This is a genomic window from Saccharopolyspora elongata (assembly GCF_004348985.1).
Taxonomy (GTDB): Bacteria; Actinomycetota; Actinomycetes; order Mycobacteriales; family Pseudonocardiaceae; genus Saccharopolyspora; species Saccharopolyspora elongata.
Map to the genome: position 1 here is coordinate 1 of NZ_SMKW01000106.1, position 25,086 is coordinate 25,086.

General features: G+C 71.2%; 26 protein-coding genes. 16 read left to right on the forward strand and 10 right to left on the reverse strand.

The features are described 5' to 3' along the window. Positions 1-150 precede the first annotated feature (150 nt). A complete protein-coding gene (locus E1288_RS47580; protein WP_165968547.1) occupies positions 151-327 on the forward strand; it encodes a hypothetical protein in 177 nt (58 codons plus the stop codon). Next, entirely contained in the window at positions 324-860 is a 537-nt protein-coding gene (locus tag E1288_RS41585; protein ID WP_235884183.1) for a CGNR zinc finger domain-containing protein, read from the forward strand. Before E1288_RS47580 ends, E1288_RS41585 begins: the two co-directional genes overlap by 4 nt. A gap of 100 nt (positions 861-960) precedes the next feature. Here the strand turns inward: E1288_RS41585 and E1288_RS50010 are convergent, their stop codons facing one another. From E1288_RS50010 to E1288_RS41600, 4 genes are all read right to left on the reverse strand, one after another. Next, positions 961-1,086 (reverse strand): hypothetical protein, encoded by a 126-nt coding sequence (locus E1288_RS50010; protein WP_268952023.1) that lies wholly within the window; start codon positions 1,084-1,086, stop codon positions 961-963. A gap of 40 nt (positions 1,087-1,126) precedes the next feature. Further along, the gene (locus E1288_RS41590) at positions 1,127-2,296 is read right to left on the reverse strand and encodes an MFS transporter (protein ID WP_207954856.1); all 1,170 of its coding nucleotides are present in this window, start codon (positions 2,294-2,296) and stop codon (positions 1,127-1,129) included. A gap of 50 nt (positions 2,297-2,346) precedes the next feature. Continuing rightward, on the reverse strand, positions 2,347-2,811 hold the full coding sequence (locus tag E1288_RS41595) for an RrF2 family transcriptional regulator (RefSeq protein WP_397530878.1): 465 nt from the start codon (positions 2,809-2,811) through the stop codon (positions 2,347-2,349). A gap of 99 nt (positions 2,812-2,910) precedes the next feature. Then, complete coding sequence (locus tag E1288_RS41600; protein ID WP_132494165.1) at positions 2,911-3,675, reverse strand: VOC family protein; 765 nt, start codon at positions 3,673-3,675, stop codon at positions 2,911-2,913. Between the two features lie 275 nt (positions 3,676-3,950). On the opposite strand from E1288_RS41600, the gene E1288_RS41605 reads away from it, so the two are divergent. After that, positions 3,951-4,436, forward strand: a complete 486-nt coding sequence (locus E1288_RS41605) for a hypothetical protein (RefSeq protein ID WP_132494166.1) — start codon at positions 3,951-3,953, stop codon at positions 4,434-4,436. Here E1288_RS41605 and E1288_RS41610 read toward each other — a convergent pair. Continuing rightward, positions 4,413-5,090, reverse strand: coding sequence for a metal-dependent transcriptional regulator (locus tag E1288_RS41610; RefSeq protein ID WP_397530904.1), 678 nt, complete (start codon positions 5,088-5,090; stop codon positions 4,413-4,415). The genes E1288_RS41605 and E1288_RS41610 overlap by 24 nt on opposite strands. Before the next feature lie 145 nt (positions 5,091-5,235). Here E1288_RS41610 and rlmN point away from each other — a divergent pair, with 145 nt between their 5' ends. The 3 genes from rlmN (at position 5,236) to E1288_RS41625 (ending at position 8,332) form a co-directional block, all read left to right on the forward strand. Next, on the forward strand, positions 5,236-6,348 hold the full coding sequence (gene rlmN / locus E1288_RS41615; RefSeq protein WP_132494168.1) for a 23S rRNA (adenine(2503)-C(2))-methyltransferase RlmN: 1,113 nt from the start codon (positions 5,236-5,238) through the stop codon (positions 6,346-6,348). A 115-nt stretch (positions 6,349-6,463) separates the two neighbouring features. Next, positions 6,464-7,240 (forward strand): toll/interleukin-1 receptor domain-containing protein, encoded by a 777-nt coding sequence (locus E1288_RS41620; RefSeq protein ID WP_132494169.1) that lies wholly within the window; start codon positions 6,464-6,466, stop codon positions 7,238-7,240. Positions 7,241-7,471: 231 nt separating this feature from the next. Then, positions 7,472-8,332, forward strand: coding sequence for an alpha/beta hydrolase family esterase (locus E1288_RS41625; protein WP_132494185.1), 861 nt, complete (start codon positions 7,472-7,474; stop codon positions 8,330-8,332). A gap of 102 nt (positions 8,333-8,434) precedes the next feature. Here the strand turns inward: E1288_RS41625 and E1288_RS41630 are convergent, their stop codons facing one another. From E1288_RS41630 to gabT, 3 genes are all read right to left on the reverse strand, one after another. Beyond that, on the reverse strand, positions 8,435-8,806 hold the full coding sequence (locus tag E1288_RS41630) for a type II toxin-antitoxin system VapC family toxin (RefSeq protein ID WP_235884185.1): 372 nt from the start codon (positions 8,804-8,806) through the stop codon (positions 8,435-8,437). Between the two features lie 5 nt (positions 8,807-8,811). Then, a complete protein-coding gene (locus E1288_RS41635; RefSeq protein ID WP_235884184.1) occupies positions 8,812-9,168 on the reverse strand; it encodes an AbrB/MazE/SpoVT family DNA-binding domain-containing protein in 357 nt (118 codons plus the stop codon). Between the two features lie 101 nt (positions 9,169-9,269). Continuing rightward, positions 9,270-10,613: a 4-aminobutyrate--2-oxoglutarate transaminase gene (gabT, locus tag E1288_RS41640; RefSeq protein WP_132494171.1), complete on the reverse strand. Its 1,344-nt coding sequence runs from the start codon at positions 10,611-10,613 to the stop codon at positions 9,270-9,272. Positions 10,614-10,842: 229 nt separating this feature from the next. Here gabT and E1288_RS41645 point away from each other — a divergent pair, with 229 nt between their 5' ends. From E1288_RS41645 to E1288_RS41675, 7 genes are all read left to right on the forward strand, one after another. Next, positions 10,843-12,303 carry a PucR family transcriptional regulator gene (locus E1288_RS41645; RefSeq protein WP_132494172.1) on the forward strand — a complete coding sequence of 487 codons (1,461 nt, stop codon included), beginning with the start codon at positions 10,843-10,845 and terminating at the stop codon, positions 12,301-12,303. Positions 12,304-12,316: 13 nt separating this feature from the next. Beyond that, a complete protein-coding gene (locus E1288_RS41650; RefSeq protein ID WP_132494173.1) occupies positions 12,317-13,729 on the forward strand; it encodes a helix-turn-helix domain-containing protein in 1,413 nt (470 codons plus the stop codon). A gap of 228 nt (positions 13,730-13,957) precedes the next feature. Continuing rightward, a complete protein-coding gene (locus E1288_RS41655) occupies positions 13,958-15,412 on the forward strand; it encodes a purine-cytosine permease family protein (RefSeq protein WP_132494174.1) in 1,455 nt (484 codons plus the stop codon). A gap of 30 nt (positions 15,413-15,442) precedes the next feature. Next, complete coding sequence (locus E1288_RS41660; protein WP_132494175.1) at positions 15,443-16,735, forward strand: flavin monoamine oxidase family protein; 1,293 nt, start codon at positions 15,443-15,445, stop codon at positions 16,733-16,735. Positions 16,736-16,797: 62 nt separating this feature from the next. Continuing rightward, entirely contained in the window at positions 16,798-17,739 is a 942-nt protein-coding gene (speB, locus tag E1288_RS41665) for an agmatinase (protein WP_132494176.1), read from the forward strand. Continuing rightward, positions 17,739-19,163 (forward strand): aminobutyraldehyde dehydrogenase, encoded by a 1,425-nt coding sequence (locus E1288_RS41670; protein WP_132494177.1) that lies wholly within the window; start codon positions 17,739-17,741, stop codon positions 19,161-19,163. The genes speB and E1288_RS41670 overlap by 1 nt, the downstream gene beginning before the upstream one ends. A 138-nt stretch (positions 19,164-19,301) precedes the next feature. After that, positions 19,302-20,735 (forward strand): aldehyde dehydrogenase family protein, encoded by a 1,434-nt coding sequence (locus tag E1288_RS41675; protein WP_132494178.1) that lies wholly within the window; start codon positions 19,302-19,304, stop codon positions 20,733-20,735. 323 nt (positions 20,736-21,058) lie between these two features. Here the strand turns inward: E1288_RS41675 and E1288_RS41680 are convergent, their stop codons facing one another. Then, positions 21,059-21,343, reverse strand: coding sequence for a DUF2631 domain-containing protein (locus E1288_RS41680; RefSeq protein ID WP_132494179.1), 285 nt, complete (start codon positions 21,341-21,343; stop codon positions 21,059-21,061). A gap of 201 nt (positions 21,344-21,544) precedes the next feature. Then, positions 21,545-21,814, reverse strand: a complete 270-nt coding sequence (locus E1288_RS41685; protein ID WP_132494180.1) for a GlsB/YeaQ/YmgE family stress response membrane protein — start codon at positions 21,812-21,814, stop codon at positions 21,545-21,547. A 122-nt stretch (positions 21,815-21,936) separates the two neighbouring features. Between E1288_RS41685 and dxr the strand changes: the two genes are divergently transcribed. The 3 genes from dxr to E1288_RS41700 all read left to right on the forward strand — a co-directional run. Then, positions 21,937-23,178: a 1-deoxy-D-xylulose-5-phosphate reductoisomerase gene (gene dxr, locus E1288_RS41690; protein WP_132494181.1), complete on the forward strand. Its 1,242-nt coding sequence runs from the start codon at positions 21,937-21,939 to the stop codon at positions 23,176-23,178. Further along, positions 23,179-24,462, forward strand: coding sequence for a M50 family metallopeptidase (locus E1288_RS41695; RefSeq protein WP_132494182.1), 1,284 nt, complete (start codon positions 23,179-23,181; stop codon positions 24,460-24,462). A gap of 337 nt (positions 24,463-24,799) precedes the next feature. Beyond that, positions 24,800-25,086: flavodoxin-dependent (E)-4-hydroxy-3-methylbut-2-enyl-diphosphate synthase (locus tag E1288_RS41700; protein ID WP_165968548.1), on the forward strand; the 287-nt coding region annotated here is incomplete at its 3' end.

The window sequence follows — 25,086 nt, forward strand, 5'->3', positions numbered from 1 at the left end:
CACGCCACCGCCAGCAGCGCCAGGACAGCAGGCCATCCCCCTCAGCGGCCGTCATCACCGCACCCAGCAAGACCGGACACCGACCTCGACCAGCCAAGATCACTTAAACGACCGGCATTGGGCCTAGTCCCTGACACCAGGGTGAGACCCATGCCTGCTACCAGCACGAACGGGGTCTGTCCCGGGGACCACGCGCGGTGGGCGGTGCTGTCCCGGCACCGGACGTCGCAGGGCGAAGTCACCTATCGGATGTGCTTCTGCGGCCGGATCGGCGTTTTCCTCGACGACCGCGAGGTGCGCTCGCCGACGAGATCTCCGGCGAGGTGATCGATGCGGTTCAACGACTACGGCGGCGAGGCGGCCTGCCTAGCGGCCGATCTCGTCAACGCGGTCGGCCCGCTGACCGCCGAAGCGCTGGAGCCGATCTGGCCGCGCGCGGCGTCGCGGGAGGTGCGCTGGACGCCGAGCAGGTCCGCGACTTGGCGCTCTGGTGCGATCGGCTCGGCCGCTGCTTCGATCCGCAGGACCTGGAGCAGCGGTGCGGCGAGATCAACCAGTTGCTCGCCGAAACCGCGAGCCAGCCGTACATCTCGCTGCACGACGGGCACCCGCACCTGCACTACAGCGCGCCGGGTGCTGACCGGGCGGCCCACATCCGTGCGGTCACGGCTGCCGGGCTCGCCTACGTGGTCTGCTTCGCAGGAGCGGATCGCCTCGGCCGGTGTGCGCGGGAGGCCTGCGACCAGGCCTTCGTGGACACTTCCCGGAACGGCCGGCGGGCCTATTGCTCCCTGCGCTGCGCGAACAACGACGCGGTGGCCCGCCACCGGGCCAGAGTCGCGGGTCGGCACGGCGGCTGAGCCGGAGTTCAGCCCTGTTCGGGCAGGTGAGCAGCGGCGCTCAGCGCCGCCACCACCTCGGCCTGGTCACCGCAGACCTTCAGCCAGGTGCCGGGAGCGGTCAGGGCGCGCCGACGTCGATCCGGTATCCGTCGGGTTCGGGGACCGGGTTCGGTGTTGCGCGGCACAGCGCCCAACCGCGCACCCAGTCCTGAACGCACTGCTCAAGCCCGTGCTTCGATCTCACACCGCCGATCGTGCCAGCGCGGGCGGACATTTCCGGTGGCTCAGGGCGCCGTGATGCGCAGGTACAGCGTCGCGAGTGCGGCGACCGCGGCCGCTGCCGTGAAGATCGGGGCCGGACCGAGAGCCAGCAGCGCGCCGCCGAGGAGAGTGCCCGCTCCGATGCCGAGGTAGATCGCCGACGCGTTCAGCGACACCACGATCGCCGCCTCCTGCGGCGCCGCGTCGATGAGCCGGGTTTGCTGCGGCGGCGTTTGGGTCCAGGTGCTCGCGCCCCACGCGAACACCAGGATCGCGACCGCGACCTGCGGCGTGGTGCCGGTCCAGGCGAACCACGCCAGCAGCGCCAGCGCGAGCGTCATGCACAGGTAACCGCAGGTCAGAACCCGGGTCGGGCCCCAGTGGTCGGTCGCGTAGCCGGACAGGAGGTTGCCCAGCACCGCCCCGAGCCCGTACAGGAACAGCATCAGCATGGTCGAGTTCGCCGGGACGCCGACGGCGTTCAGCGCGGGAACGCTGTAGGCGTAGACGGTGTAGCTGGCTCCCATGCCGAGCACCGTCAGCGGCAGGACCGCCAGGACGCTGCGGCGGTGCAGCAGCGCGAGCCGGTCGCGCAGCGGGACGCGGGCGCCGCCCGGCAGCGCGGGCATGATCAGGTAGACGCCGACGCCGACGAGCAGGCACAGCGCGGCGACCAGCCCGAGGGCGGCGCGCCAGCCGAACCATTCGCCGGCCAGATCGCCGAGCGGAACGCCCAACGCCGTGGCCACGGTGAGGCCGCCGACGACCACGGCCAGCGCCCGGCCGCGGAATTCCGCAGGCACCAGCGTCGCGCTGACCGCACCCGCGCTGGGCGTGTACGCGGCGGCACCGGCCGCCGCGAGCACCCGGCTGACGATCAGCACCGCCAGGTTCGGGGCGAGCGCGGAGCCGATGTTGGCGATCCCGAGCAGGACGAGGGCGGCCACCAGCAGGGCGCGGCGCGGGATCCGGGCGGTCGCGGTCGCCAGGACCGGGGCGAGGACTGCGTAGGCCACCGCGAACGTGGTCACCGACAGTCCGGCCGCGGACGTGGTCACCTCCAGCGAGTCCGCCATGGCCGGGAGGAATCCGGCGACGATGAAGGCGTCGGTGCCGACCGCGAAGGTCCCCAGCGCCAGCACCAGGGTGGCCGTCAGGCCTCGGCTCCGCGTCGGATTCGGGACATTTGACACCCAGGTTCTCCAGCTGAAGAAGTCCTGCTGAGCAGGTCATTCGGAAAAAGTCAGTCCGCGGAGTGCCAGCGCCGTACTCGGTCGGCGGCGCGGGGCGGGGCGGTGGCCATCAGGTCGGCGATGGTCTGCGAGGCCAGTTCGCGGCGCCAGGCCAGCTCGGCCCGGCGCATGGCGACGTCGATGCCGCAGCGCTTGCGGAACTCGCCTGCCGGGGTCCCGGTCCCGGCTCCGCGCTGCCGGATCTCGGCGCAGCGGAACGCGTCCTCGGGGCCTTCGATGGCGGCGACGACGTCCATCAGCGTGATCTTCGCCGGCGGCCTGGCCAGCCGGAAGCCGCCGCGCGCACCCGGCGTGGAGGTGAGGATCTCGGCCCGGACAAGCGCTTGCAGGCGCTTGTTCAGGTATGCCGGGGGCAGATCGAACTGGGCGGCGAGCCGGGCGGTCGGCACGGGTTCGTCATCCAGCCACGCCAGTGTGAGGCAGCAGTGCAGGCCCCACTCGACCCCTTCGCCCATCCGCATACCTGGATACTAGACATCCAGGTTTCGCCGATGCGTGGCGGGGCTCCGCCGGCCGGATGAGCTGCTCCTGCCAGGGCATTCAGGCGCCGCGGATCATTCCCCGGTGCGCTGGGCGGTGTCGATGATGAAGAACGTGGCACCGACTACGTCCTGAATCAGGGAGAGCCGGCCGTACGGGGAATCCGATGGTTCGCGCAGCACCTTGCCGCCCAGCTGGACCGCCTTCGCCGCCGCGTCGTCGGCGTTGCTGTCCGGGTTGACCTGGAAGTACAGCTGCCAGTGCGCGGGCACGTCCTCGGGCAGCGCCGAGCTGGTCTCGAACCGGCCCACCGTGGGCAGGTCGTCGACGTACCAGACGGTGTAGTCGAAGCCGTCCCCCGGCTCGCCGATCTGCTCCTGCCGGTAGCCCAGCAGTTCGGCGTAGAACGGATCGGCAGACGAGCCGTCGCGGGTGTGCAGTTCCGCCCAGCAGAGCATGCCCGCGTGGTCGCGGCCGAAGGTGCCGTTGGGCGGCGCCTCCCACAGGCCGATCGGCGCGCCGGAGGGGTCCTCGGCGACCAGGAACGTCTCGTCGGCGGGCGTTTCCGTCGGTGGGACCAGTACTTTGCCGCCGAGCGCGCGGATCCGCTCCACCGCGCGGCGGGCCGAGCCGCACTCCAGGTACAGCGTCCAGGTCGTCGGCGCGTCCGTCTCCGGCAGCAGCAGCCCGGCGACCGGCTTGTGCTCCTTCATCGCGATGTTGTAGTCCGGGCGCTGGATCCAGTGCCAGCCGAACAGGCCGGCGTAGAAGTCCCGGGCTTCGGTGACGTCGTGGGTGGCCAGGTCCACCCAGGCTGGGGCGCCCACTGCGATGGCCATCGCTCCTCCTCCGAAATGCACTTCGACACGAGGTGAATTCAGGGGGTATCCCCAGGGTGACCGAGGTTTCGGTCTGGAAAACACGCGTGGCGGATCAAGGGTGTTCCGCCGCACGATGGCGTTACTGTTCGGTGCCTTTTCCGCAATGGGAACGCCCCCGAATGACGCCTTGATACTGAACGGCCCGCGTGATCGACTAGTACCGGTCACTCAGTGTGCGTATTTGCATGCCGAGCAACCCAATCGAAGCACGCACCAGGGTTACAGGAGCAGCCATGGCCAACCGCGCGGCGAAGCCGGTGACCGCGGGCCTGAGCCGGCTTGCTCAGCTGGACCGCCGCGAGCGGGCCCGCATCATCCAGCAGCTTTGCCACCAGTACCCGGCGTTCCGGTCGATGCTGAAGCAGGTCACGATCGCCCGCGGGATCGCCTTCGCCTCCGGGCTGCTGCTCGCCCTCGCGGTGATGTGCCTGGTCCAGGGCGCATCGGTGTGGTGGGTGTCCGGTCTCGTGTTCACCGGCCTCGCCGGGTTCTGCTACGTCGCCGTGGCGCTCACCGACAGCCGGTTCGACCTGCTGCTCGCGGTGCTGGGCGCGCACCGCACCGACGAGCTGCACGGGCGGCTGGTGACCGAGCAGGTCTACGGCGACGACCCGCCGTCGGATCCGCTGGAATGGCCGGTTTCCCGCGTGGTCGCGTCCCGCACGGTCGCCTCCCGGCTCACCGACGGGGCGGGTTCACCGGTGCACGCTGATCGATAGCGCGGCCGCGATCTCGTCGCCCACGAAGTGGGTTTCGTCGTCCGGCGGTTCGCCGACGCGCACCACCAGCGGCCCGCCGAAGGGCTTGCGCTCCACGACCTCGATCCGCGAGCCCAGCGTCATGCCGTGATCGGTCAGGTAGCGCAGCAGCTCCGAATCCGTGTCCCAGACCCGCGCGATGGTGCCGACCGTGCCCGGCTCGACCTGGTCCAGCAGCAGCGTTGCGGGCTTCTCGACGGTGCCCTCCGCGGTCGGGATCGGGTCGCCGTGCGGGTCGTGGGTGGGGTTGCCGAGCTTGGCGGCGATGTGCGCGACCAGCTCGTCGGACACCGCGTGCTCCAGCGCGTCGGCCTCCCGGTGCACCTCGTCCCAGCTGTAGTCGAGCTCCTCGACCAGGAACAGCTCGATCAGCCGGTGCCTGCGCAGCACGTCGAAGGCCAGCCGGCGGCCCTCCGGGGTCAGCTCGACGCTGCGGTACCGGACGTGCGTGACCAGGCCGAGTTGCGCCAGCTTGTTGATCATCCCGGAGACCGATGACGGGCTCAGGCCGAGCCGCTGGGTCAGGGTGGCGTTCGTGACGGGCACACCCCGTTCGCAAAGCCCGTAGATCGCCCGGAGGTAGTCCTCGACGGACGACGAGGGGCGCTCGGCCATACTCGTCATACTTGCACGATACGGGCGCTGCCTGGTCGGTGGACGCACCCACCACCCGCGTGGACGCCGCGTGGCGGCCGGACGCGCGCCTCCTCCGGTGGTCGCCGCCAAGGTCGTTCCGGGGCATGGGACACTGGTGGGCGCTATGTCTGCGACTTCCCTTCCGCTCGTCTTCGATGCCCCGCGCCGTGGCATGCCGCCGCGGCACCTCGCCGACCTCTCCGCCGACGAACGGCGCGCCGCGGTGACCGAGCTGGGGGAGAAGCCGTTCCGGGCCAAGCAGCTCGCGCACCACTACTTCGGCCGGCTCAACGCCGACGTGGAGTCGATGACCGACATCCCGGCGGCCAGCCGCGCGAAGCTCGGCGAACACCTGCTGCCGGCGCTGCTCAGCCCGGTCCGCCATCTGAACACCGACGACGGCACCACCCGCAAGACGCTCTGGCGCGCGCACGACGGCACGCTGCTGGAAAGCGTGCTGATGCGGTACCCGGACCGCGCCACGGTGTGCATTTCCAGCCAGGCGGGCTGCGGGATGGCCTGCCCGTTCTGCGCCACCGGCCAGGGCGGGCTGCAGCGCAACCTGTCGACCGCGGAGATCGTCGACCAGGTGCGCTCGGCCGCGGCGGCGATGCGCGACGGCGACGTCCAGGGTGGGCCCGGCCGGCTGTCGAACGTCGTGTTCATGGGCATGGGCGAGCCGCTGGCCAACTACCGGCGGGTGATCAACGCGGTGCACCGGATCTGCGACCCGGCCCCGGACGGGCTGGGCCTCTCGCAGCGGTCGGTCACCGTGTCGACGGTCGGGCTGGTGCCCGCGATCAAGAAGATGACCGCGGAGAACCTGCACGTCACGCTGGCGGTCTCGCTGCACACCCCGGACGACGAGCTGCGCGACACGCTGGTGCCGGTGAACAACCGCTGGAAGGTCGCCGAGGTGCTGGAGGCGGCTCGCGGCTACGCCGACCACACCGGGCGCCGGGTGTCGATCGAGTACGCGCTGATCCGCGACATCAACGACCAGCCGTGGCGCGCGGACCTGCTCGGCAAGCTGCTGCACCGGCACCTCGGGCAGTTCGCGCACGTCAACCTGATCCCGCTGAACCCGACGCCGGGCAGCAAGTGGGACGCCAGCCCGAAGCCGGTGGAACGGGAGTTCGTCCGCCGGGTCCGCGAAGCGGGCGTCTCCTGCACGGTCCGGGACACCCGGGGCCAGGAGATCGCGGCTGCCTGCGGCCAACTCGCGGCCGAGGAATGAGCGTTCGGCGGATCGCCTCGGGCCGCGATTTCCGCGCCTGATCTCCGGTATCTTGCCGGGGATCCGCGGGATCGGGGCGGTCTCGATCCCCGCGCCGGCGGACCGGGGGAGCGCGATGTCAGGCGAGATCGAGTACGGGCCGGTGGTCGTGAACAGGCCCGGGGCCGATCCTCGGGTCGGCTACTACGACGACGATGACCACGACCTCGAGCGGGACTGCCCGCAGGCGATCGTGTACTACTGCGAGCCGCCGTTCACCGCGGCTTCCGGCTACTACTTCGCGGATCATTCGTGGCTGGCCCCGGTCGACACCGATTCCCTCTGGAACCGGCGGCTGAAGCTGCAGCGGATTCTGGCGGACCGGAACATCGCGGCGTTCGAACGCCGGAAGCCCTCGTATTCGTACAAGCGCTTGTACGAGTTCTCCATCGAGCTCTCGTTCGTCAATTCCCTGCTCGCCGACCGGATGGTGAGCGCCCGGATGAACGAGGGGCAGATCGGCGGCCGTCGCGTCTTCATCTCCTACTCGTCTTCGGATCGCCAGGTCGCCACCTGGCTGTCCGTCGACTTGGCGAACGAGGGACATGTCCCGTGGCTGGACGAGTGGGAGATCAAGGCGGGCGAGTCGATCCCGAACAAGATCGCCCGCGGGATCGATGAATGCGACTACCTGCTCGTGCTGCTGAGCCCGAAGTCCGTCGGCTCCGGATGGGTCGAGCGGGAGTGGTCGGCGAAGTACTGGGCGGAGGCCGCCGGCGGCGGGATCGGCGTGATCCCGGTGTTGCTGGCGGACTGCGAGATCCCCACGCTCCTCCGCGTCAAGAAGTACGTCGACCTGCGGCGCGATTACAGCGCTGGGTTGGAGCAGATCCTGGCGGCGTTCGGGCCCTGACCGATGGCGCGCTGGTCCGCCGGTGTGGTTCCCGTGAACGCAATGAACAGAATGGTGACGGCCGGGCCCGCGTGGTCCCATGATCTTCGCACCCGAACTCGATCGAGGTGGGAGGCAATGGTGCCTGGCCGTGCGAAGCGAGGTTTCGCCCGCCGATCTGCCCGATCGGTCCTAAGTGGACGGATTCCGGCGGTGTTCGCCGCGGTGGGTCTGGCCGCGTTGCTCGGCGGGATGCCGGCGCAGGCCGAATCCCGGATCGATCGCTCGCCGTCCGCCGGCTGCGGCGAGGCCGCGGTGCCCGGGACGTCGGAGACCCGCACGATCGTTTCGGGTGGGGTCACCCGCAGCTACCTGCTGCACGTGCCGGCGGACTACCGGCAGGACGAGCCGACCCCGGTGGTGCTGTCCTTCCACGGCCACTCGCGGACTTCGGCGTACCAGGAAGAGCTGTCCGGCTTCTCCGCCACCGGCGCCATCGCGGTGTACCCGCAGGGGCTCGTCGGCACGGACGGCGAAACCGCCTGGCAGGGCGCGCCGTACTCCGCCGCGGCCGACGACGTGCTGTTCACCGGCGACCTGCTCGACCGGTTGGAGCGGGATTTCTGCGTCGATCGCGCGCGGATCTACGCCGCGGGCAAGTCCAACGGCGGCGGCTTCACGGGCGTGCTGGCCTGCCGGATGAGCGACCGAATCGCCGCCTTCGCGCCGGTGTCCGGCGCGTTCTACCCGCAGGGCGGCGAGTGCGAGCCGGAGCGCGCGGCGCCGGTCCTGGACTTCCACGGCACCGACGACCAGACGATCCCGTACCCCGGGAATCCGGAGAAGGGCCTGCCGCCGATCCCGGAATGGCTCGCGGGCTGGGCCGATCGCAACGATTGCGACGACGCCCCGATCGTCCGCGACGAGGGCAACGGGGTGCAGGTCAGCAAGTGGATCGGCTGCGACCGGGGCAGCAACGTCGTGCACTACCGGATCGAGGGCCTGGGGCACGACTGGCCGAGCACGCGGCCGAACCCGGACTCCGACCAGCCGTCGGTCGTCGACGCGACGCCGATCATCATGCGGTTCTTCGCCGAGCACCGGCTCCGCTGAGAAGACCCGGGCCGGAGCGGAAGCTCCGACCCGTGCCCGGCCGGTGCGCGCCGACCAGCCCCCCGAACGGCGCGCACCGGTCCGGTCCAAGACCCCGTGGCGTCAGCGCAGAAGCCGGATCGGAACACGAACATCGATGTCCCGCCAAGCCTTGTCCGCTGTCATGACGGGCGCGTCCAAGCGGAGCGCCACGGCAAGGCAGGCCCGGTCGCCCAGCGACAATCCCAAGGACCGGGTGTTCGGCCACAACTCGCCCGCGCGCAGGGCGTCGTCGGCGGTGAAGGGCTCCACCAGCACCCCGAGCGTGCGGAGGCGATCGCAGGTGCGCCGGGCGTCCGCGCCGTGCTGGGCGAGCTTCTGCGCGAGTTCCGACCAGTTCACCGACGACACGGTCGCATCGCCGAGCACGGGATCCACGGTTTCGGCACCGGTTTCATCCCGGAGCCACGCGAGTATCGCGGAGGTGTCCAGCACCGTGGTCAAAGGTGGCCTCCGCTGGACTCGTCCTCCTCCGCGGCTGCCGACGCCCGGCGGTCGCTGATCAGCTCGTCGACCACCGAGCCGTCACCGCGCCAGACCGCTGCGACGTCACGTCTGATGCGGGCGGCGAGCTGCGCACGCGTTTCGATGACGACTCGGCCGTCTTCCTCGTAGATCGCGAGCGGTGTGCCGGGCTCGATGCCGGCAGCCCTCCTGATCGGTGCGGGAATGGTCACCCGGCCTTGCCCGTTGGCCGTGATCTCGGTTCTCGCCCCACGTTCATCAGCCAGTGCCACGCCTCCAGCATGGATGACCGGTAGGTGCGCGGCAAGACTGAAATGCTCGCCCTGTGACACGTATCCAGATTATCGGTCACTTCGATCAGTGGCTGTCACATACGCGAGTGGATGTTCGGGCCGCGGTCGCGAGCGTCGGCGGACGACCGCGGCCCGTGGCGTCAGCGGATGTGTTCGCGGATGGCGCCTTCCAGGACCGTCAGGCCCTCTTCGAGGAGGGCCTCGTCGATGACCAGCGGCGGGAGGAGGCGGATCACGTTGCCGTAGGTGCCGCAGGTGAGGATCACCACGCCCTGGGCGTGGCAGGCCTTGGCGATCCGCGAGGTCACCTCGGGGTCCGATTCCGCGGTGCCCGGCTTGACGAACTCGATGCCGATCATGGCGCCCCGGCCCCGCACGTCGAGGATCGCGTCGGTGGTCTCGGCGAGCGCGCGCAGGCGGGGGAACACCAGGTCGCCGATCTCGCGCGCCGCGGTGGCCAGGTCGCGTTCGCGCATCGCGCGGATCGCGCCGAGCGCGGCGGCGCACGCGACCGGGTTGCCGCCGTAGGTGCCGCCCAGGCTGCTCGGCGGCATCGCGTCCATCAGCTCCGCGCGACCCGTGACCGCGGCCAGCGGCAGCCCGCCTGCCATGCCCTTCGCCGTGGTGATCAGGTCGGGGACCACGTTCTCGTGGTCGCAGGCGAACCAGGCGCCGGTCCGGCAGAAGCCGGTCTGGATCTCGTCGGCGATGAACAGCACGCCGTTGTCGGTGCACCACCGCGAGATCGCGGGCAGGAATCCCGCCGCGGGCTCGATGAATCCGCCCTCGCCCTGGATCGGCTCGATCAGCACCGCCGCCACCGAGTCGGCGCCGAGCTGCTTCTCGATGCGGTCGATAGCCTCCCGCGCCACCTGCTCGCCGGTGCGCGGATCGCGCGCCGGGTAGGACATCGGCACCCGGTAGATCTCCGGCGCGAACGGGCCGAACCCGTGCTTGTACGGCACCGACTTCGCGGTCAGCGCCATGGTCAGGTTGGTGCGGCCGTGGTAGGCGTGGTCGAACACCACGATCGCCTGCCGCCCGGTGGCCCGGCGCGCGATCTTGACGGCGTTCTCCACCGCTTCCGCGCCCGAGTTGAACAGCGCGCTGCGCTTGTCGTGGTCGCCGGGGGTGAGCGCGGCAAGTTCCTCGCAGACCTGCAGGTAGTTCTCGTACGGCGTCACCATGAAGCAGGTGTGCGTGAACTCGCCGACCTGGCGGCGCACGGGTTCGACGACCTCCGGCGCGGCGTTGCCGACGTTCGTGACCGCGATGCCCGAACCCAGGTCGATCAGCGAGTTGCCGTCAACGTCGTGCAGCACGCCGCCGGCCGCCTCGGCGATGAAGACCGGCAGCACGCTGGACACGCCGGTCGACACCGCCGCCGCGCGCCGCCGCTGGAGTTCGCGGGAGTTCGGGCCGGGGATCTCGGTGCGCAGCACGCGCGCCTGGGGCAGTGCCGCCTGGGCCGGGGAAACCGTCACGGTGGTGACCTCCTAGAACAGTCTTGAAAGTGGCCTGCGCAGCGGTGCGGGTAGCGGAACCCCGCGGCGGTGCAAGCTGCGTCCCACACCGCAAGCGGCCTTCGCCGCTTGGAAGGGGCTCTGGTCGTGTTGTCCTGCGAACAGGTTCGCCCCGCCACCCGCAACCGAACAGTGGACGATCTGGTTAACTCGGGTTTCAGGATTCGACACACTGTCAGGAGGTTCTCCGGTGCCGTTGACGGTGCGCGACCTGGTCGCCGACGCCGCGCTGGGGCTCGTCGCGCGGGCCGGTCAACGCTCCCTCGACCGCCCGATCGCGTGGGCGCACACCAGCGAACTGGCCGATCCGGCGCCGTTCCTGGAGGGCGGCGAGCTGCTGCTGACCACCGGCCTCGCGCTGCGCGCCGAGGATTGCGCGGGGCTGGTCGAGCGGCTCACCGCCGTCGGCGTCGCGGGCCTGGGGTTCGGCGTCGGGCTGAGCCACCGGCAGGTCCCGGCCGAGCTCGTGACGGCGGCGGAACGAGCCGGGCTGCCGCTGCTCGAAGTGCCCCGGCCGACGCCGTTCATCGCGATCAGCAAGGCGGTTTCGCGCGCCGTCGCGGCGGACGAGTACGCGAGCCTGCGGCGCACCAGCCGCGCCCAGCACGAACTCGCGCAGGCGGCCGGCACCACCAACGGCGTGGCCGCGCTGGTCCGGAAGCTCGCGCTGCTGCTGGATTCGTGGGTGCTGCTGCTCGACGCTGGCGGCCGGCTCCTGCACAGCTCGCCGGCGACGGCCGGTTCGCGGCTGCCGGACCTGGAGCCGGAGGTGGCGAAGGTGCGGGCGAAGCGGGGCCTGGCCGCGGCCGGGTTCTCGCTCGGCGACCAGGAGGTGAGCATGCAGGCGCTCGGCGGCCCGGCGCGCGGGTTCCTGGTGGTGGGTCGCGGCGAGCCCTTCGCCACCACCGACCACCACGTGATCAACTCGGCTGCCTCGCTGCTGACCCTGGCGCTGGAGCAGGTCGAGGCGCTCGCTTCCGCCCGGCGCCGGCTGCGCGCGGACTTCCTGGCGTTGATGCTGCGCGGCGAACAGGTGCAGGACGTGCTCGCCGACCTGCACGCCGAGTTGCCGCCCGAGCCGTTCCGGGTGGTGGTGCTGGCCGGTGCCCGCGATCGCGACGAGCTGCTGTCCCGGCTCGCGGCGGACCAGCCGAGCGCCCCGGCCTACCTGGCCGAGCACGGCGACGTGGTGGTCGGGCTCGTCGGCGACGGCGCGCTCGACTGGCTCACCGGGCAGGTCGGCGTCGCCGTCGGGGTGTCCGAGCCGTGCGAGCTGGCCGGGCTCGCCGAAGGGCTGCGGCAGGCGCAGCAAGCGGCTCGGGCGGCGAAGCGCAGCGACACCGTGGTGCACTTCGCCGACCTCGCCGGATACGGCCTGCTGAACCTGGTTCCCGGCGCCGACGCGCAGGCGTTCGCCGAGGCCGTTCTCGCCCCGCTGCGCGGGCAGGGCGTGCTCTTGGAATCGCTGCAGACGTGGTTGGCGCACCATGGGCAGTGGGATCCGGCGGCGAACCGGCTGGGCGTGCACCGGCACACCCTGCGCAACCGGGTGCGAAAGGTGGAGGAGTTGCTCGGGCGCAGCCTCGACCAGCCCGGCGTGCGCGCGGAGCTGTGGCTGGCGCTGCAGGTCCTGGACCGGCCCGGCGAGTGACGGAGGTGGCGCGGTGCTCGTCGAAGATCTGCTGAACCGTCCGGAACTGGCCCTGCAGGTGCGGGTGCGCGGCCGGGTGGACCGGCCGATCCGCTGGGTGCACACCATCGAGATCAAGGCCCCCGGCCGGTTCCTGCGCGGCGGCGAGGTGGTGCTCACCGCAGGTGTGTGGCGCACCGCCGGGACCACGCCGGAGGCCTTCATCGCCGACCTGGTCGCCGCCGACGTCGCGGCGGTCGGGTACGGCCTGGTGCCACCGGAGACCCAGGTCCCCGAGGCGTTCGTCGACGCGGCGCGCGAGCACGGCCTGACCTGCTTCGTGGTGCCCGTGGAGGTCGCGTTCCTGCAGATCGTCGAGGCCTTCGTGAACACCAAGCGCGCCGAGTGGGAGCGCCCGCTGCGCCGCCACCTGGCGCAGCACGACGCGATCGTCGCGGCGCTGCGGCTGCGGCGCGGCGTCGAGACGGTGCTGGACACGCTGGCCAAGCAGCTGGGCGAAGCCGTGGCGGTGCGGGTCGCCGGAGGCGTGGTGGCGGGTGCCGCGCCGCAGCCGAACCACCCGTTGCCACTGGTGGGCGAGGGCCTGGCCGAGGCCGAGCTGCTGCTGCCGCGGCCGCTGGCGGATCTCGACGTGGAGCAGCACGCGACGGTGGTGCAGGCGATGCCGTTCATCGCGCTGGAGATCGAACGCACTCGCGCGGTGCGGGCGACGGAACTGCGCTACGCGTGGGAACTCTTCGAATGGGTCCACAGTGGAACGGTCGGGATCGACACCGTGCGCACCCGGCTGCACGCGCTCGGCCTGCAGCCGGACGGGCCGCTTGCCGCCGTCGTGGTGCGCACGTCGAGCCCCGGTGCGGATTCCGCGCGGCTGGGCGATCTGCTGGGCACGGACGGGGTCGCGGCGCAGCGCGGCGGCGAGGTCGTCGCGTTCGCCCAGGTCAGCGACACCGTGGCGGAGCTCGCGCGGCGCATCACCGATGCGCTGGCCAGTGGTGTCGTCCACGTCGGCGTCGGCAAGCCGGGCACCGCGTCCGAGCTGCGCGTGAGCCTGCTGCAGGCGGCGCACGCCGCCGAGGCGGTGTCCTCGCGGGCGGAGCGCGGCTGGATGACGCACGAGCAGCTCAGCAGCCCGGCGCTGCTGCTCTCCGCGCAAGATCCGGAGCTGCTGGCGGCCACTTCCCGGGCGCTGCTCGGGCCGGTGCTCGACCACGACGAGCGGCGGGGCAGCGACCTGGTGCCGTCGCTGGCGGTGTTCCTCGACGCGGGTGGCCGCTGGCAGGAGGCGGCCCAGCGCCTCCACGTGCACATCAACACCCTGCGGCACCGGATGAACCGGGTCGAAGAGCTCACCGGCCGAAGCCTCTCCATCACGGCGGACCGCGTCGACCTCTTCCTCGCGCTCCGCGCCCTCCGTCAGGCCTGACGCGCCCAAGCCTCGTGAGGCCGCTCGTGGTTTCGCCGACGCTGCGGCTCCCGTTCTGCGGCGAAGGCGCCTGAACCCCGGACGATCGTCGACTGCGCGTTGTGTGAACGTCCAACGGTGGTTGTGGACGTCGGACGATCGGTGACTACCTCCGGCCGGTGACCCGGCCCACTCTTGGTCGGTGCCGCGCGGCTCAACGCTCCCGCCATCCGCCAAGGAGGTCAACGGATGACCCCAGATCCGCCACCGGCCGCGCGCGTCGGCATCGAGACGCACGGCGTCGACACCATCCCCGAGGCCGATCGCACCGGCCGCCCCCGCGATGTCGCCGGCATCCTGCTCGGCTCCAACATGTGCCTCGGCGTGGTCATCTTCGGCTGGTTGCCCGCCTCGTTCGGGCTTTCGTTCTGGCCGGCCGTCACCTCGATGATCGCCGGGACGCTGTTCGGCACGCTGCTGGTCGCGCCGCTGGCCCTGGTGTCGCTGAAGACCGGCACGAACCTGTCCACCAGCAGCGGCGGCACCTTCGGCGTGCGGGGCCGGCTGATCGGCTCGGTGATCGGCCTGCTGCTCTCGCTCGGCTACGCCGCGCTGACGGTGTGGACCGGCGGGGCCGCGGTGGTGGGTCCGCTGCACCGGCTGTTCGGGCTGCCCGACGACGGGCTCAGCCACAGCGTCACGTACGCGGCGCTGGCGGTGCTCTCGGTGCTCGTGGCGATCTTCGGCTACCAGCTGATGACCCGGATGAGCAAGTGGGTCGCGGTCGGCACCGTGGTGCTGATGGCGGCCGGCCTGTTCGCCTACGGCGACCAGTTCCGGACCGGGCCGGTCACCGACGCCGGCTACCTGCTCGGGGACTTCTGGACGACGTGGGCGCTGTCCACAGTGGCCGCCGGGCTGAGCGGGCCGATGGCGTTCATCACGCTGCTCGGCGACTACAGCCGCTACGTCTCGCCGAGGCGCTACTCGTCCCGGAAGGTGTTCGCCGCGACCTGCGCCGGCATGCTCCTCGGGCTGCTGATCCCGCAGCTGTTCGGCACCTTCACCGCGTTCGCGGCCCGCGCCGCGGACGACTACGTCGGGCCGCTGGTGGCCGCCGCGCCGCTGTGGTTCCTGCTGCCGCTGCTGCTCAACGGCGTGTTCGGCACGATCGGCAACGCCGGGGTGCTGATCTACAGCATGGGGCTCGACCTGGATGCGATCGTGCCGCCGCTGTCGCGCGTCAAGGCCACCATCCTGACCTCGGTGCTGTCGACGGTGCTGGTGTTCCTCGGCTACTTCGTCTGGGACGCCCAGGACGCGGTCACCGCGTTCGTGCTGCTGCTGACCGCGATCGGCACGCCGTGGGCCGTGATCACGCTGATCGGCTTCGTGCGCTGCCGCGGCCTCTACGACCCGGACGCGCTGCAGGTCTACAACCGCCGGGCGCGGGGCGGCATCTACTGGTACACGGGCGGCTGGAACCTCCGGGCGGCGGCCGCCTGGCTGACCGGTTCGGCGGTCGGCCTGCTGTCCGTGGACACCGCCCTGTACAAGGGGCCGCTGCTGGAGCTCACCGGCGGCATCGACCTGAGCTTCCTGCTGGCCGCCGCGGCCACGGCCGCCACCTACCTGCTGCTGTGCATCGGCAGTCCGCAGCCGATGCCGCGGCAACCCGACGTTCGAGTCGCAGCGAGCGTCTGAATCCCGTTACGAATCAAGGAAGTGCGAGCAATGGATCGTTACGACGTCGTCGTCATCGGCGCGGGTTTCGCCGGCCTGACCGCGGCCCGCGAGCTGCGGGAAGCGGGCAAGGACGTGCTGGTCCTGGAGGCCCGCGACCGGATCGGCGGCTCCACCTGGTACCAGCCGGAGGGCTTCGACGGCTTCGGGCTGGAGATGGGCGGCACCTGGATCGTCCCGCAGCAGACGCACGTGTGGGCCGAGGTGCAGCGCTACGACGTCCCGATCAAGGACAGCGAGCTGCCCGGCCGGATGACCTGGTCCGACCACGGCAAGGTGCTGGACACGCTGCTGCCCGTGCCGCCGCAGGAGTACGAGCAGCTGGAACACGCGGTGCGGGCGCTGATCGAGGCCGCCTCCCGGTTCGACCCGCTGCGCCCGCTGTCCGAACAGGACGTCGCCGACCTCGACGTGCCGATCCGCGAGTGGGCCGAGAACGTCGGGCTGACCGGCAACGCCAAGGAACTGATGATGTCCTGGTTCTGCGGCTGCGCGAACGCCAGCGAGGACACCGGTTCGGCGCTGGACATCCTCCGCTGGTGCTCCTCGATGGACAACTCGCTGTGGGGCATGGTGCAGGCCAGCGTGCTGGGCTTCACCTTCGTCAACGGCACCGCCTCGCTGGCGCGGGCGATCCAGGCCGACGGCGGCGCCGAGCTGCGGCTGTCCAGCCCGGTGCGCAAGGTCGAGGCCGACGACGACGGCGTGACGGTCACCTACGACGGCGGCGCGGCGCGCGCCGACCGGGTGCTGATGACCACGCCGGTCGGGATCTGGCAGGACGTCGAGTTCAGCCCGGCGCTGCCCGCCGACAAGCTCGCCATCTCGCGGGAGAACCACGCCGGGCAGGGCCAGAAGGTCTGGGCGCTGGCCCGCAACGTCCCCGAGGACATCAGCGGTTTCGGCTGGGGCACCAGCTTCGACTACGTCGGCGCGATGGAGACCACCGATCGCGGCGTGGTGCTGGTGTGCTTCGCCCCGGAGCACGACCGCGTCGACACCGGCGACCTCGCCGACGTGCAGCGCGCGGTCCGCGAGTTCGCGCCGGACGCCGAGGTCGTCGACGCCCGCTCGCACGACTGGGTGCACGACGAGTTCTCCAAGGGCACGTGGGCGACGTTCGCCGCCGGGCAGTTCGCGAAGTACGAGCTGTGCGTGGGGCGTCCGGAGGGCCGGGTGCACTTCGGCGGCTCGCACACCGCCCGCCGCTGGCGCGCGTTCATCGACGGCGCGATCGAATCCGGCAAGCGCTCCGCGGCGGAGATCCTGGCGGCCGAGAAGTGAGGTCGTGAGTGCGAGAACGGGCTCTAGCCCGCTTGCGCACTCACGAAAAAGTGGAGGAATGCATGAACAACCCGATCGGTCCGGTGGACGCCACCAAGGTGCCGCGCTACGGCGGTGACACCACCTTCGCCCGGCTGCCCCGGCTGACCGACGTGCCCGACGCCGACGTGCTGATCTGGGGCGTGCCGTTCGACACCGGCGTCAGCTACCGGCCCGGCGCGCGCTTCGGCCCCAACCACGTCCGGCAGAGCTCGCGGCTGCTGCGGCCGTACAACCCGGCCAACGGCGTCGAACCGTTCGCGGCGCGGCAGGTGGCCGACGCCGGGGACATCGGCGTGAACCCGTTCGACATCGGGGAGGCCATCGGCACCATCGAGGCCGGCGCGCGGGAGCTGTCCGGGACGCGCCGCACCCTGCTCACCATCGGCGGCGACCACACCATCGCGCTGCCGCTGCTGCGCGTGCAGCACGAGCGGCACGGGCCGATCGCGGTGCTGCACTTCGACGCGCACCTCGACACCTGGGACACCTACTTCGGCGCGCCCTACACGCACGGCACCCCGTTCCGGCGCGCCGCCGAGGAGGGCCTGATCGACTTCGAGCACTCGATGCACGTGGGCCTGCGCGGCCCGCTGTACTCGAAGCTCGACCTCGACGAGAGCGAGCGGATGGGCTTCGCGGCGCTGCACAGCCGCGAGTTCGCCCGGACGCCGCTGGACACCATCATCGACCGGATCCGCACCAGGCTCGGCTCGCGCCCGGTGTACCTGTCCATCGACATCGACGTGCTGGACCCGGCCTTCGCGCCGGGCACCGGAACCCCCGAAGCCGGCGGGCTGTCCAGCCGCGAGCTGCTCGAAGTGGTGCGCGGCCTGGCCGACCTGAACGTAGTCGGCGCGGACGTGGTGGAGGTCGCCCCGGCCTACGACCACGCCGAGATCACCGGCATCGCCGCCGCTCACGTGCTGTACGACCTGCTGTGCATCCTGCCGGGAGGACGCTGATGCGCCAGATCCGCAACATCATCGACGGCCGGCCGGTCGACGCGGCCGACCACCGGACCACCGACCTGGTCGATCCCTGCAGCGGCAAGGTGTTCGGCACCGCGCCGCTGTCGTCCGCCGCGGACGTCGAAGCGGCGTACGCCGCAGCGCAGCAGGCCTTCGAGCACTGGCGGACCACCACGCCCGCCGACCGGCAGCGGCTGCTCCTGCGGCTGGCCGACGAAATGGAGCTGCGCACCGAGGATTTCGTCGCTGCGGAGGTGGAGAACACCGGCAAGCCGGTCGCCGCCACGCGCACCGAAGAGGTGGGCGCCGCCATCGACCAGATCCGGTTCTTCGCCGGCGCGGCCCGCGTCCTGGAGGGCACCGCGGCGGCGGAGTACACCCCGGGCCACACCTCCTACGTGCGGCGCGAACCGGTCGGCGTGATCGGCCAGGTCGCGCCCTGGAACTACCCGCTGCTGATGGCGGTGTGGAAGATCGCGCCGGCGATCGCCGCGGGCAACACCGTCGTGCTCAAGCCCTCCGACACGACGCCGGCGACCGCCGCGCTGCTCGGCGAGGTGGCCGCCGGGATCCTGCCGCCGGGCGTGCTCAACGTCGTGTGCGGCGACCGGGAAACCGGCCGCGCCGTGGTGGCGAACCCGGCGTCGGCGATGGTGTCGATCACCGGGTCCACCCGGGCGGGCCGGGAGGTGGCGGCAGCGGCGGCCGAGGACGTCAAGCGGGTGCACCTGGAGCTGGGCGGCAAGGCCCCGGCCCTGGTGTTCGCCGACGCCGACCTCGCCGCGGCCGCCGCGGGCATCGCCGCCGCAGGCACGTTCAACGCCGGGCAGGACTGCACCGCGGCGACCCGGGTCCTGGTGGCCGAGTCGGTCGCCGAGGAGTTCACCCGGCTGCTGGTCGAGGAGGTCGCCGCGCTGCGCTGCGGCCCACCGTCCGAAGTGGACGCAGTCGTCGGCCCGCTGAACAACGCCGCGCAGCTGGCGCGGGTGCAGGACATCATCGGCCGGCTGCCCGCGCACGCGCAGGTGCTCACCGGCGGGCAGCGCATCGGTGACGAGGGGTGCTTCTTCGCGCCGACCGTGCTCGGCGGCGTCCGGCAGGACGACGAGGTCGTGCAGGAGGAGATCTTCGGGCCGGTGCTCACGGTGCAGACCTTCCGCGACGAGCCGGAGGCGCTGAGCATGGCCAACGGCGTGAACTACGCGCTCGCGTCGAGCGTGTGGACGCGCGACCACGGGCGAGCGCAACGGCTCGTGGCGAGCCTGGACTTCGGGTGCGTGTGGGTGAACACCCACATGGTGCTGGTCGCGGAGATGCCGCACGGCGGCTTCAAGCACTCGGGCTACGGCAAGGACCTCTCCCGCTACGGCTTCGAGGACTACACCCGCATCAAGCACGTCATGCACAACCACGCCTGACCGGCGACGCGGAACCGGCACGGCCCCGAGGTGCCGGTTCGGCCAGGTCGGGGGCCGGGGGTGGCCAGATTGGCACTCCCGGCCCCGACAGCGGGCTCGTAGCGTCACGGCGAGGACGAAAACGACAGGAGGCAGCCGATGGCATCGGTCACCGGGAACTGGATCGCAGGCGAACTGGTCACCAGCGACGAGACCTTCGAGGTGCGGCACCCCTACGACGGTTCGGCGGTCGCCACCGCGTGCTACGCCGCCGACGCCGACGTGGAGCGCGCCGTCGCGGCCGCGCACGCGGTCCGCCGCGAGTTCGCGACGCTGCCCGCGCACGCCCGCGCGGCGGCGCTGGACCACGTGAGCCGCCGCCTCACCGAGCGGGCCGAGGAGATCGCGCAGCTGATCACCGCCGAGAACGGCAAGCCGATCACCTGGGCGCGCGCCGAGGTCGCCCGCGCCGCCTCCACCTTCCGCTGGGGCGCGGAGGAGGCCCGCCGCTTCTCCGGCGAGCTGCAGCGCTTGGACACCGACGCGGGCGCGACGGGCCGGATGGCCCTGATCCGCCGGGTCCCGCGCGGGCCGGTGCTGGGCATCTCGCCGTTCAACTTCCCGCTCAACCTGGTGGCGCACAAGGTCGCCCCGGCGATCGCCGCCGGTACCCCGATCGTGCTCAAGCCCGCGCCGAAGACCCCGCTGTCCGCGTTGCTGCTCGGCGAGATCCTGGCCGAGACCGAGCTGCCCGCCGGGACCTGGTCGGTGGTGACGACCACCAACGAGAAGGCCGCCGAGCTCGTCGCCGACCCGCGGCTGCCGGTGGTGTCCTTCACCGGCTCCGGGCCGGTCGGCTGGGGCATCCGCGACTCGGCGCCGCGCAAGCACGTCACCCTCGAACTCGGCGGCAACGCCGCGGTAATCGTCGACTCGGACTGGTCGGACCTCGACTACGCCGCCGACCGGATCGCCACCTTCGCGATGTACCAGGGCGGCCAGTCGTGCATCTCGGTGCAGCGCGTCTACGTGCACCGCGACAGCTACGACGACCTGACCGCCCGCGTGGTCAAGGCGGTCGAGGCGCAGGGCACCGGGGACCCGAAGGAGCCGGCCACCAAGGTCGGGCCGCTGATCGACGTGGCGGCCGCGGAGCGGGTGGAGCAGTGGGTCGGCGAAGCCGTCGCGGCGGGCGCCCGGGTGCTCACCGGCGGCACCCGCGACGGCGCGACGTACGCGCCGACGGTGCTGGCCGACGTGCCGGAGGACGCGAAGGTCTCGTGCGAGGAGATCTTCGGCCCGGTGCTGGTCATCTCGCCGGTCGACTCGGTGGACGAGGCGTTCGAGAAGGTCAACGCCTCCCGCTACGGCCTGCAGGCCGGCGTGTTCACCCGCGACCTGCAGCTGGCCTTCCGCGCCTCGTCCGAGCTGGAGGTCGGCGGCGTGGTCATCGGCGACGTGCCGAGCTTCCGCGCCGACCAGATGCCCTACGGCGGGGTGAAGGAGTCCGGCGTCGGCCGCGAAGGAGTCCGAGCGGCGATGACGGACCTAACCGAAGAGCACGTCACGGTCCTCACAGGCATCAATCCGTGAACTACGGTTTCCAGGCTCGTCCTGCGTAGCGGTGCGGGTGGCGGCCCCCCTGCGGGAGTTGCTGCGGCCTTCTCGCTGTGGGATCCCCGACTCATGAATGCCAATTCACCACGTCGGGGCTGTCCTCGCTGGGAGAACCCCGCAGGGGTGGGCACCGTGAACCCGCGGCGGTGCGAGTTGCGAGAGTGGGCTAAGCGGCTGCGCCGCTTCAAAGACAAAGATCAACCCCATGTGACTCGGCGCGCGCCGGGACTCTCGGCCCGCTGAACACACGAAAAACGCCGCCCCGGTGACCGGGGCGGCGTTTTCGGTACTTCGGTGCGTCAGCGGCGCCAGGCGGTCCGCTTCCGGCGCAGGTCGATCAGCAGGCCGATGACCAGGATCGCCGCGATCACGACCAGGTAGCCGTCTTCGGTCTTGAAGTGCCCGCCACCGCTGATGATGCCGCCGTGGTTGCCGATCAGCATGGCCAGGCACGCGATGACCGAGAACCAGCCCATGAACTGGGTGCCCTTCGGGAAACCGCCGTGCCAGCCCCACTCGACCGACGGTTCCTCGGCCGGGTCGATGGCCTGGCTGGGCTTCTTCTCCAGCTCGGTGCTCGCCACGTTCCCCTCCTGTGCCACGCCGGCCGCGCGGGCCGGAAGACAGTGCTCGGTGCGCGGATCACCGAACGGCGATCCACATTGCCCTCATCCTCGCACACGCCCTCCGCGCCCGATCGCGCGCCTGCCCGGCACGAGCAGCGAAAAGGGGTGTTGCGGAAAGAGATTTCCGCAACACCCCGAAAGCGTCCGCTCGCGCCGGCGCTACCGCTGCACCGCCTTGCGGCCGACGATCACGCGGTAGACGCCCAGCACGATGACCGAGCCGGCGATCGCCAGGAGCCAGGTGCTCAGCGACCAGAACCGGTCGATGCCGACGCCGAAGATCCAGTTGCCGATCAGCCCGCCGATGAACGCGCCGACCACGCCCAACAGCATCGTGACCAGGATTCCGCCCGGGTCCTTGCCCGGCATGATCGCCTTCGCGATGGCGCCCACGATCAGGCCGAGAACGATCCATCCGATGATGCCCATGGTTGTTCTCCTCACGTCCTGCGCCGCACCCTGCCGGGCCGACCACCTGATCGTGAGCCCCGAAAGTGATTTGCGCACCGCGAGCGACGGCGGCTCACCTTCTTCGGGGACAATGGCCGGTGATGCACGCCGACACCCCGAATCAGAGCGCACCCAGCGAACCGGGTCCCCGCACCGTCCTGGTGCTCGGCTCGACCGGTTCCATCGGAACCCAGGCCCTGGACGTGATCCGGCACAACCCCGACCGGTTCCGGGTCGCCGGGCTGGCCGCGGGCGGCAGCGACCCGCAGGCGCTGGCGGCGCAGGCGCTGGAGTTCGACGTCCCGGTCGTCGCCGTCGCCAAGGGCACCGCGGTCGAGGACGTCCAGCTCGCCCTCTACGCCGAGGCCCAGCGGCGCGGCTACGCGGCCGGGGAGTTCCGGCTGCCACGGCTGCTGGCCGGGCCGGACGCGGTCACCGACCTCATCGAAACCACCCCCGCCGACGTGGTGCTCAACGGCGTCGACGGCTCGCGCGGCCTCAAGCCGACGCTGGCCGCGCTGGCCACCGGCGCGACACTGGCCCTGGCCAACAAGGAGTCGCTGATCGCCGGCGGCCCGCTGGTGCTCAACAGCGCCGCGCCCGGCCAGATCGTGCCGGTGGACTCCGAGCACTCGGCGCTGGCGCAGTGCCTGTTCGGCGGGCGCACCGACGAGGTGGAGCGGCTGGTGCTGACGGCCTCCGGAGGGCCGTTCCGCGGCCGCAAGCGCGACGAGCTCGTCGACGTCACCGTGGAGCAGGCGCTGGCCCACCCGACCTGGTCGATGGGCAGCGTGGTCACGATCAACTCCGCCACGCTGGTGAACAAGGGCCTGGAGCTGATCGAGGCGCACCTGCTGTTCGGCATCGGCTTCGACCGCATCGACGTCGTCGTGCACCCGCAGTCGATCGTGCACTCGATGGTCACCTTCGTGGACGGCTCCACGATCGCGCAGGCCAGCCCGCCGAACATGCGGATCCCGATCGCGCTGAGCCTGGACTGGCCGCGCCGGGTGCCCGGCGCCGCCCCGGCGCTGACCTTCGAGAAGGCCCAGGAGTGGACCTTCGAACCGGTCGACGACGAGGCGTTCCCGGCCGTCGAGCTGGCCCGCGCGGCGGGCTCCGGCGGCGGCTGCCTGCCCGCGATCTACAACGCGGCGAACGAAGAGGCGCTGGCGGCGTTCGTCGAGGGCCGCCTCGGGTTCACCGCGATCGTGCAAACTGTGGGTGAAGTGCTCGCCGGCGCCGACCAGTGGCGCAGCGACCCGGCGGGCTTGGACGAGGTCTTCGCGGCCGAGGACTGGGCACGCACTCGGGCTCGCGAGCTCGTGGGGAAGGCGGAGTAGATGCTGGTCGTAGTTGGCATCCTGATCTTCTTCCTCGGGCTGCTGTTCTCCATCGCGTGGCACGAGCTGGGGCACCTGGCGGCCGCGAAGCTGTTCGGGATCAAGGTCACCCAGTACATGGTCGGCTTCGGCCGCACCATCTGGTCCCGCAAGAAGGGCGACACCGAGTACGGCCTGAAGCTCATCCCGTTCGGCGGCTACATCCGGATGATCGGCATGTTCCCGCCGAAGAAGGACGAGAAGTACGGCCACACCAAGTCGTCCGCGCCGTTTCGGGCGATGATCGAGGACGCCCGCCAGATGTCCGCCGAGGAGATCACCCCGGAGGACGCGCACAAGCAGTTCTACCAGCGCAGCCCGTGGAAGCGGGTCGTGGTGATGATGGCCGGGCCGTTCATGAATCTCATCCTGGCGGTCGGCATCTTCACGGCGATCCTGATGGGCCACGGCATCGCGACCCCGACGACCACGGTCGCCAACGTCAGCGCGTGCGTCCTGCCCGCCACCGCGCCGAACACCGAGGTCTGCCCGGCCGACGCTCCGCCGTCGCCCGCCGCAGCCGCGGGATTCCGGGCCGGCGACCGGATCGTGGAGTTCAACGGCAAGCCCTACGCCTCGTGGGACGAGCTGCAGCTGGCGATCCGCGCGTCCAGCGGCTCGGTGCCGGTGATCATCGAGCGCGACGGGCAGTGGGTCCCGCTGCAGGCCGACCTGATGCAGACCGACCGGCCGAAGCTGAACTCGACCAGCGAGTACGAGAAGGTCGGCTTCCTGGGTCTGACCCCGACATCGGTGCTGGTCAAGCAGGACATCGGCGGCGTGGCGAGCACCATCGGCGGCTTCGTGAGCCTCACCGCGCAGAAGGTCGTCGAGCTGCCGCAGCGGGTGCCCGACCTGGTCGCCGCGATCTTCGGCGGCGAACGGCACCAGGACTCGCCGGTGGGCATCGTCGGCGCGAGCCGGCTCGGCGGCGAGGTGCTGGCCTCGGAGCAGGTCGGCGTCGACGACCGGATCATCATGATGTTCAACCTGCTCGCGGGCGTGAACCTGTCGCTGTTCGTGTTCAACATGCTGCCGATCCTGCCGCTGGACGGCGGTCACGCCGTCGGCGCGATCTGGGAGGGCATCCGCCGCAAGTTCGCCAAGCTGGTGCGCCGGCCCGACCCGGGTCCGTTCGACACGGCGCGGCTGATGCCGCTGGCGTACGCGGTGAGCCTGATCTTCATCGCGTACTCGCTGCTGGTCCTGGTCGCCGACGTGGTGAACCCGGTGAAGCTGTTCTGATCGGTCTTCGGCGGGAACCAGCGCTCAGCACGCGTGGTGGGCGCCGGTTCCGCGCGAAACCGGCGGCGATTTCACCCGCGTGGCCGAGCGCCTGCGGGGAAGCGGAACCCTCGTCGGCGCGGCCGAACGGGCTTCGGCGCGCGCCCCGTCCGTTACCTGGATCGAGTGGTGACGGACACGCGACGCCCGCTCGAACGAGACATGAACCGGCGCTGATGATCACCGAACGTGACTCGGGTGACCATGACGACGTCCGGCCGGATGAAATGCCGCCGGTATCGTGGAGCGCGGGCGGTGCAAGCCGTCCGAAAACACCAGAAGAGGTGGAGAGGAATCGATGACCGTCGATCTGGGCATGCCCGCGGCCCCGGCTCCGGTGCTCGCGGAACGGCGCAAGACCCGGCAGTTGCAGGTCGGACCGGTCGGAGTGGGCAGTGAATCGCCCATCTCCGTGCAGAGCATGACCACGACCGTCACCGCGGACGTCAACGCCACGCTGCAGCAGATCGCCGAGCTGACCGCCGCGGGCTGCGACATCGTCCGGGTGGCCTGCCCCAGCGCGGACGACGCGGAGGCGCTGCCCGCCATCGCGAAGAAGTCGCAGATCCCGGTCATCGCCGACAT

Excerpts from the sequence above, each read along its gene's own strand:
- E1288_RS47580 (WP_165968547.1), top strand. The coding sequence starts at position 151 with ATGCCTGCTACCAGCACGAACGGGGTCTGTCCCGGGGACCACGCGCGG.
- E1288_RS41595 (WP_397530878.1), bottom strand. The coding sequence starts at position 2,811 with ATGGGCGAAGGGGTCGAGTGGGGCCTGCACTGCTGCCTCACACTGGCG.
- E1288_RS41600 (WP_132494165.1), bottom strand. The coding sequence starts at position 3,675 with ATGGCCATCGCAGTGGGCGCCCCAGCCTGGGTGGACCTGGCCACCCAC.
- E1288_RS41605 (WP_132494166.1), top strand. The coding sequence starts at position 3,951 with ATGGCCAACCGCGCGGCGAAGCCGGTGACCGCGGGCCTGAGCCGGCTT.
- E1288_RS41610 (WP_397530904.1), bottom strand. The coding sequence starts at position 5,090 with ATGGCCGAGCGCCCCTCGTCGTCCGTCGAGGACTACCTCCGGGCGATC.
- rlmN (WP_132494168.1), top strand. The coding sequence starts at position 5,236 with ATGTCTGCGACTTCCCTTCCGCTCGTCTTCGATGCCCCGCGCCGTGGC.
- E1288_RS41620 (WP_132494169.1), top strand. The coding sequence starts at position 6,464 with ATGTCAGGCGAGATCGAGTACGGGCCGGTGGTCGTGAACAGGCCCGGG.
- E1288_RS41625 (WP_132494185.1), top strand. The coding sequence starts at position 7,472 with ATGCCGGCGCAGGCCGAATCCCGGATCGATCGCTCGCCGTCCGCCGGC.
- E1288_RS41655 (WP_132494174.1), top strand. The coding sequence starts at position 13,958 with ATGACCCCAGATCCGCCACCGGCCGCGCGCGTCGGCATCGAGACGCAC.
- E1288_RS41660 (WP_132494175.1), top strand. The coding sequence starts at position 15,443 with ATGGATCGTTACGACGTCGTCGTCATCGGCGCGGGTTTCGCCGGCCTG.
- speB (WP_132494176.1), top strand. The coding sequence starts at position 16,798 with ATGAACAACCCGATCGGTCCGGTGGACGCCACCAAGGTGCCGCGCTAC.
- E1288_RS41670 (WP_132494177.1), top strand. The coding sequence starts at position 17,739 with ATGCGCCAGATCCGCAACATCATCGACGGCCGGCCGGTCGACGCGGCC.
- E1288_RS41675 (WP_132494178.1), top strand. The coding sequence starts at position 19,302 with ATGGCATCGGTCACCGGGAACTGGATCGCAGGCGAACTGGTCACCAGC.
- E1288_RS41685 (WP_132494180.1), bottom strand. The coding sequence starts at position 21,814 with ATGGGCATCATCGGATGGATCGTTCTCGGCCTGATCGTGGGCGCCATC.
- dxr (WP_132494181.1), top strand. The coding sequence starts at position 21,937 with ATGCACGCCGACACCCCGAATCAGAGCGCACCCAGCGAACCGGGTCCC.
- E1288_RS41695 (WP_132494182.1), top strand. The coding sequence starts at position 23,179 with ATGCTGGTCGTAGTTGGCATCCTGATCTTCTTCCTCGGGCTGCTGTTC.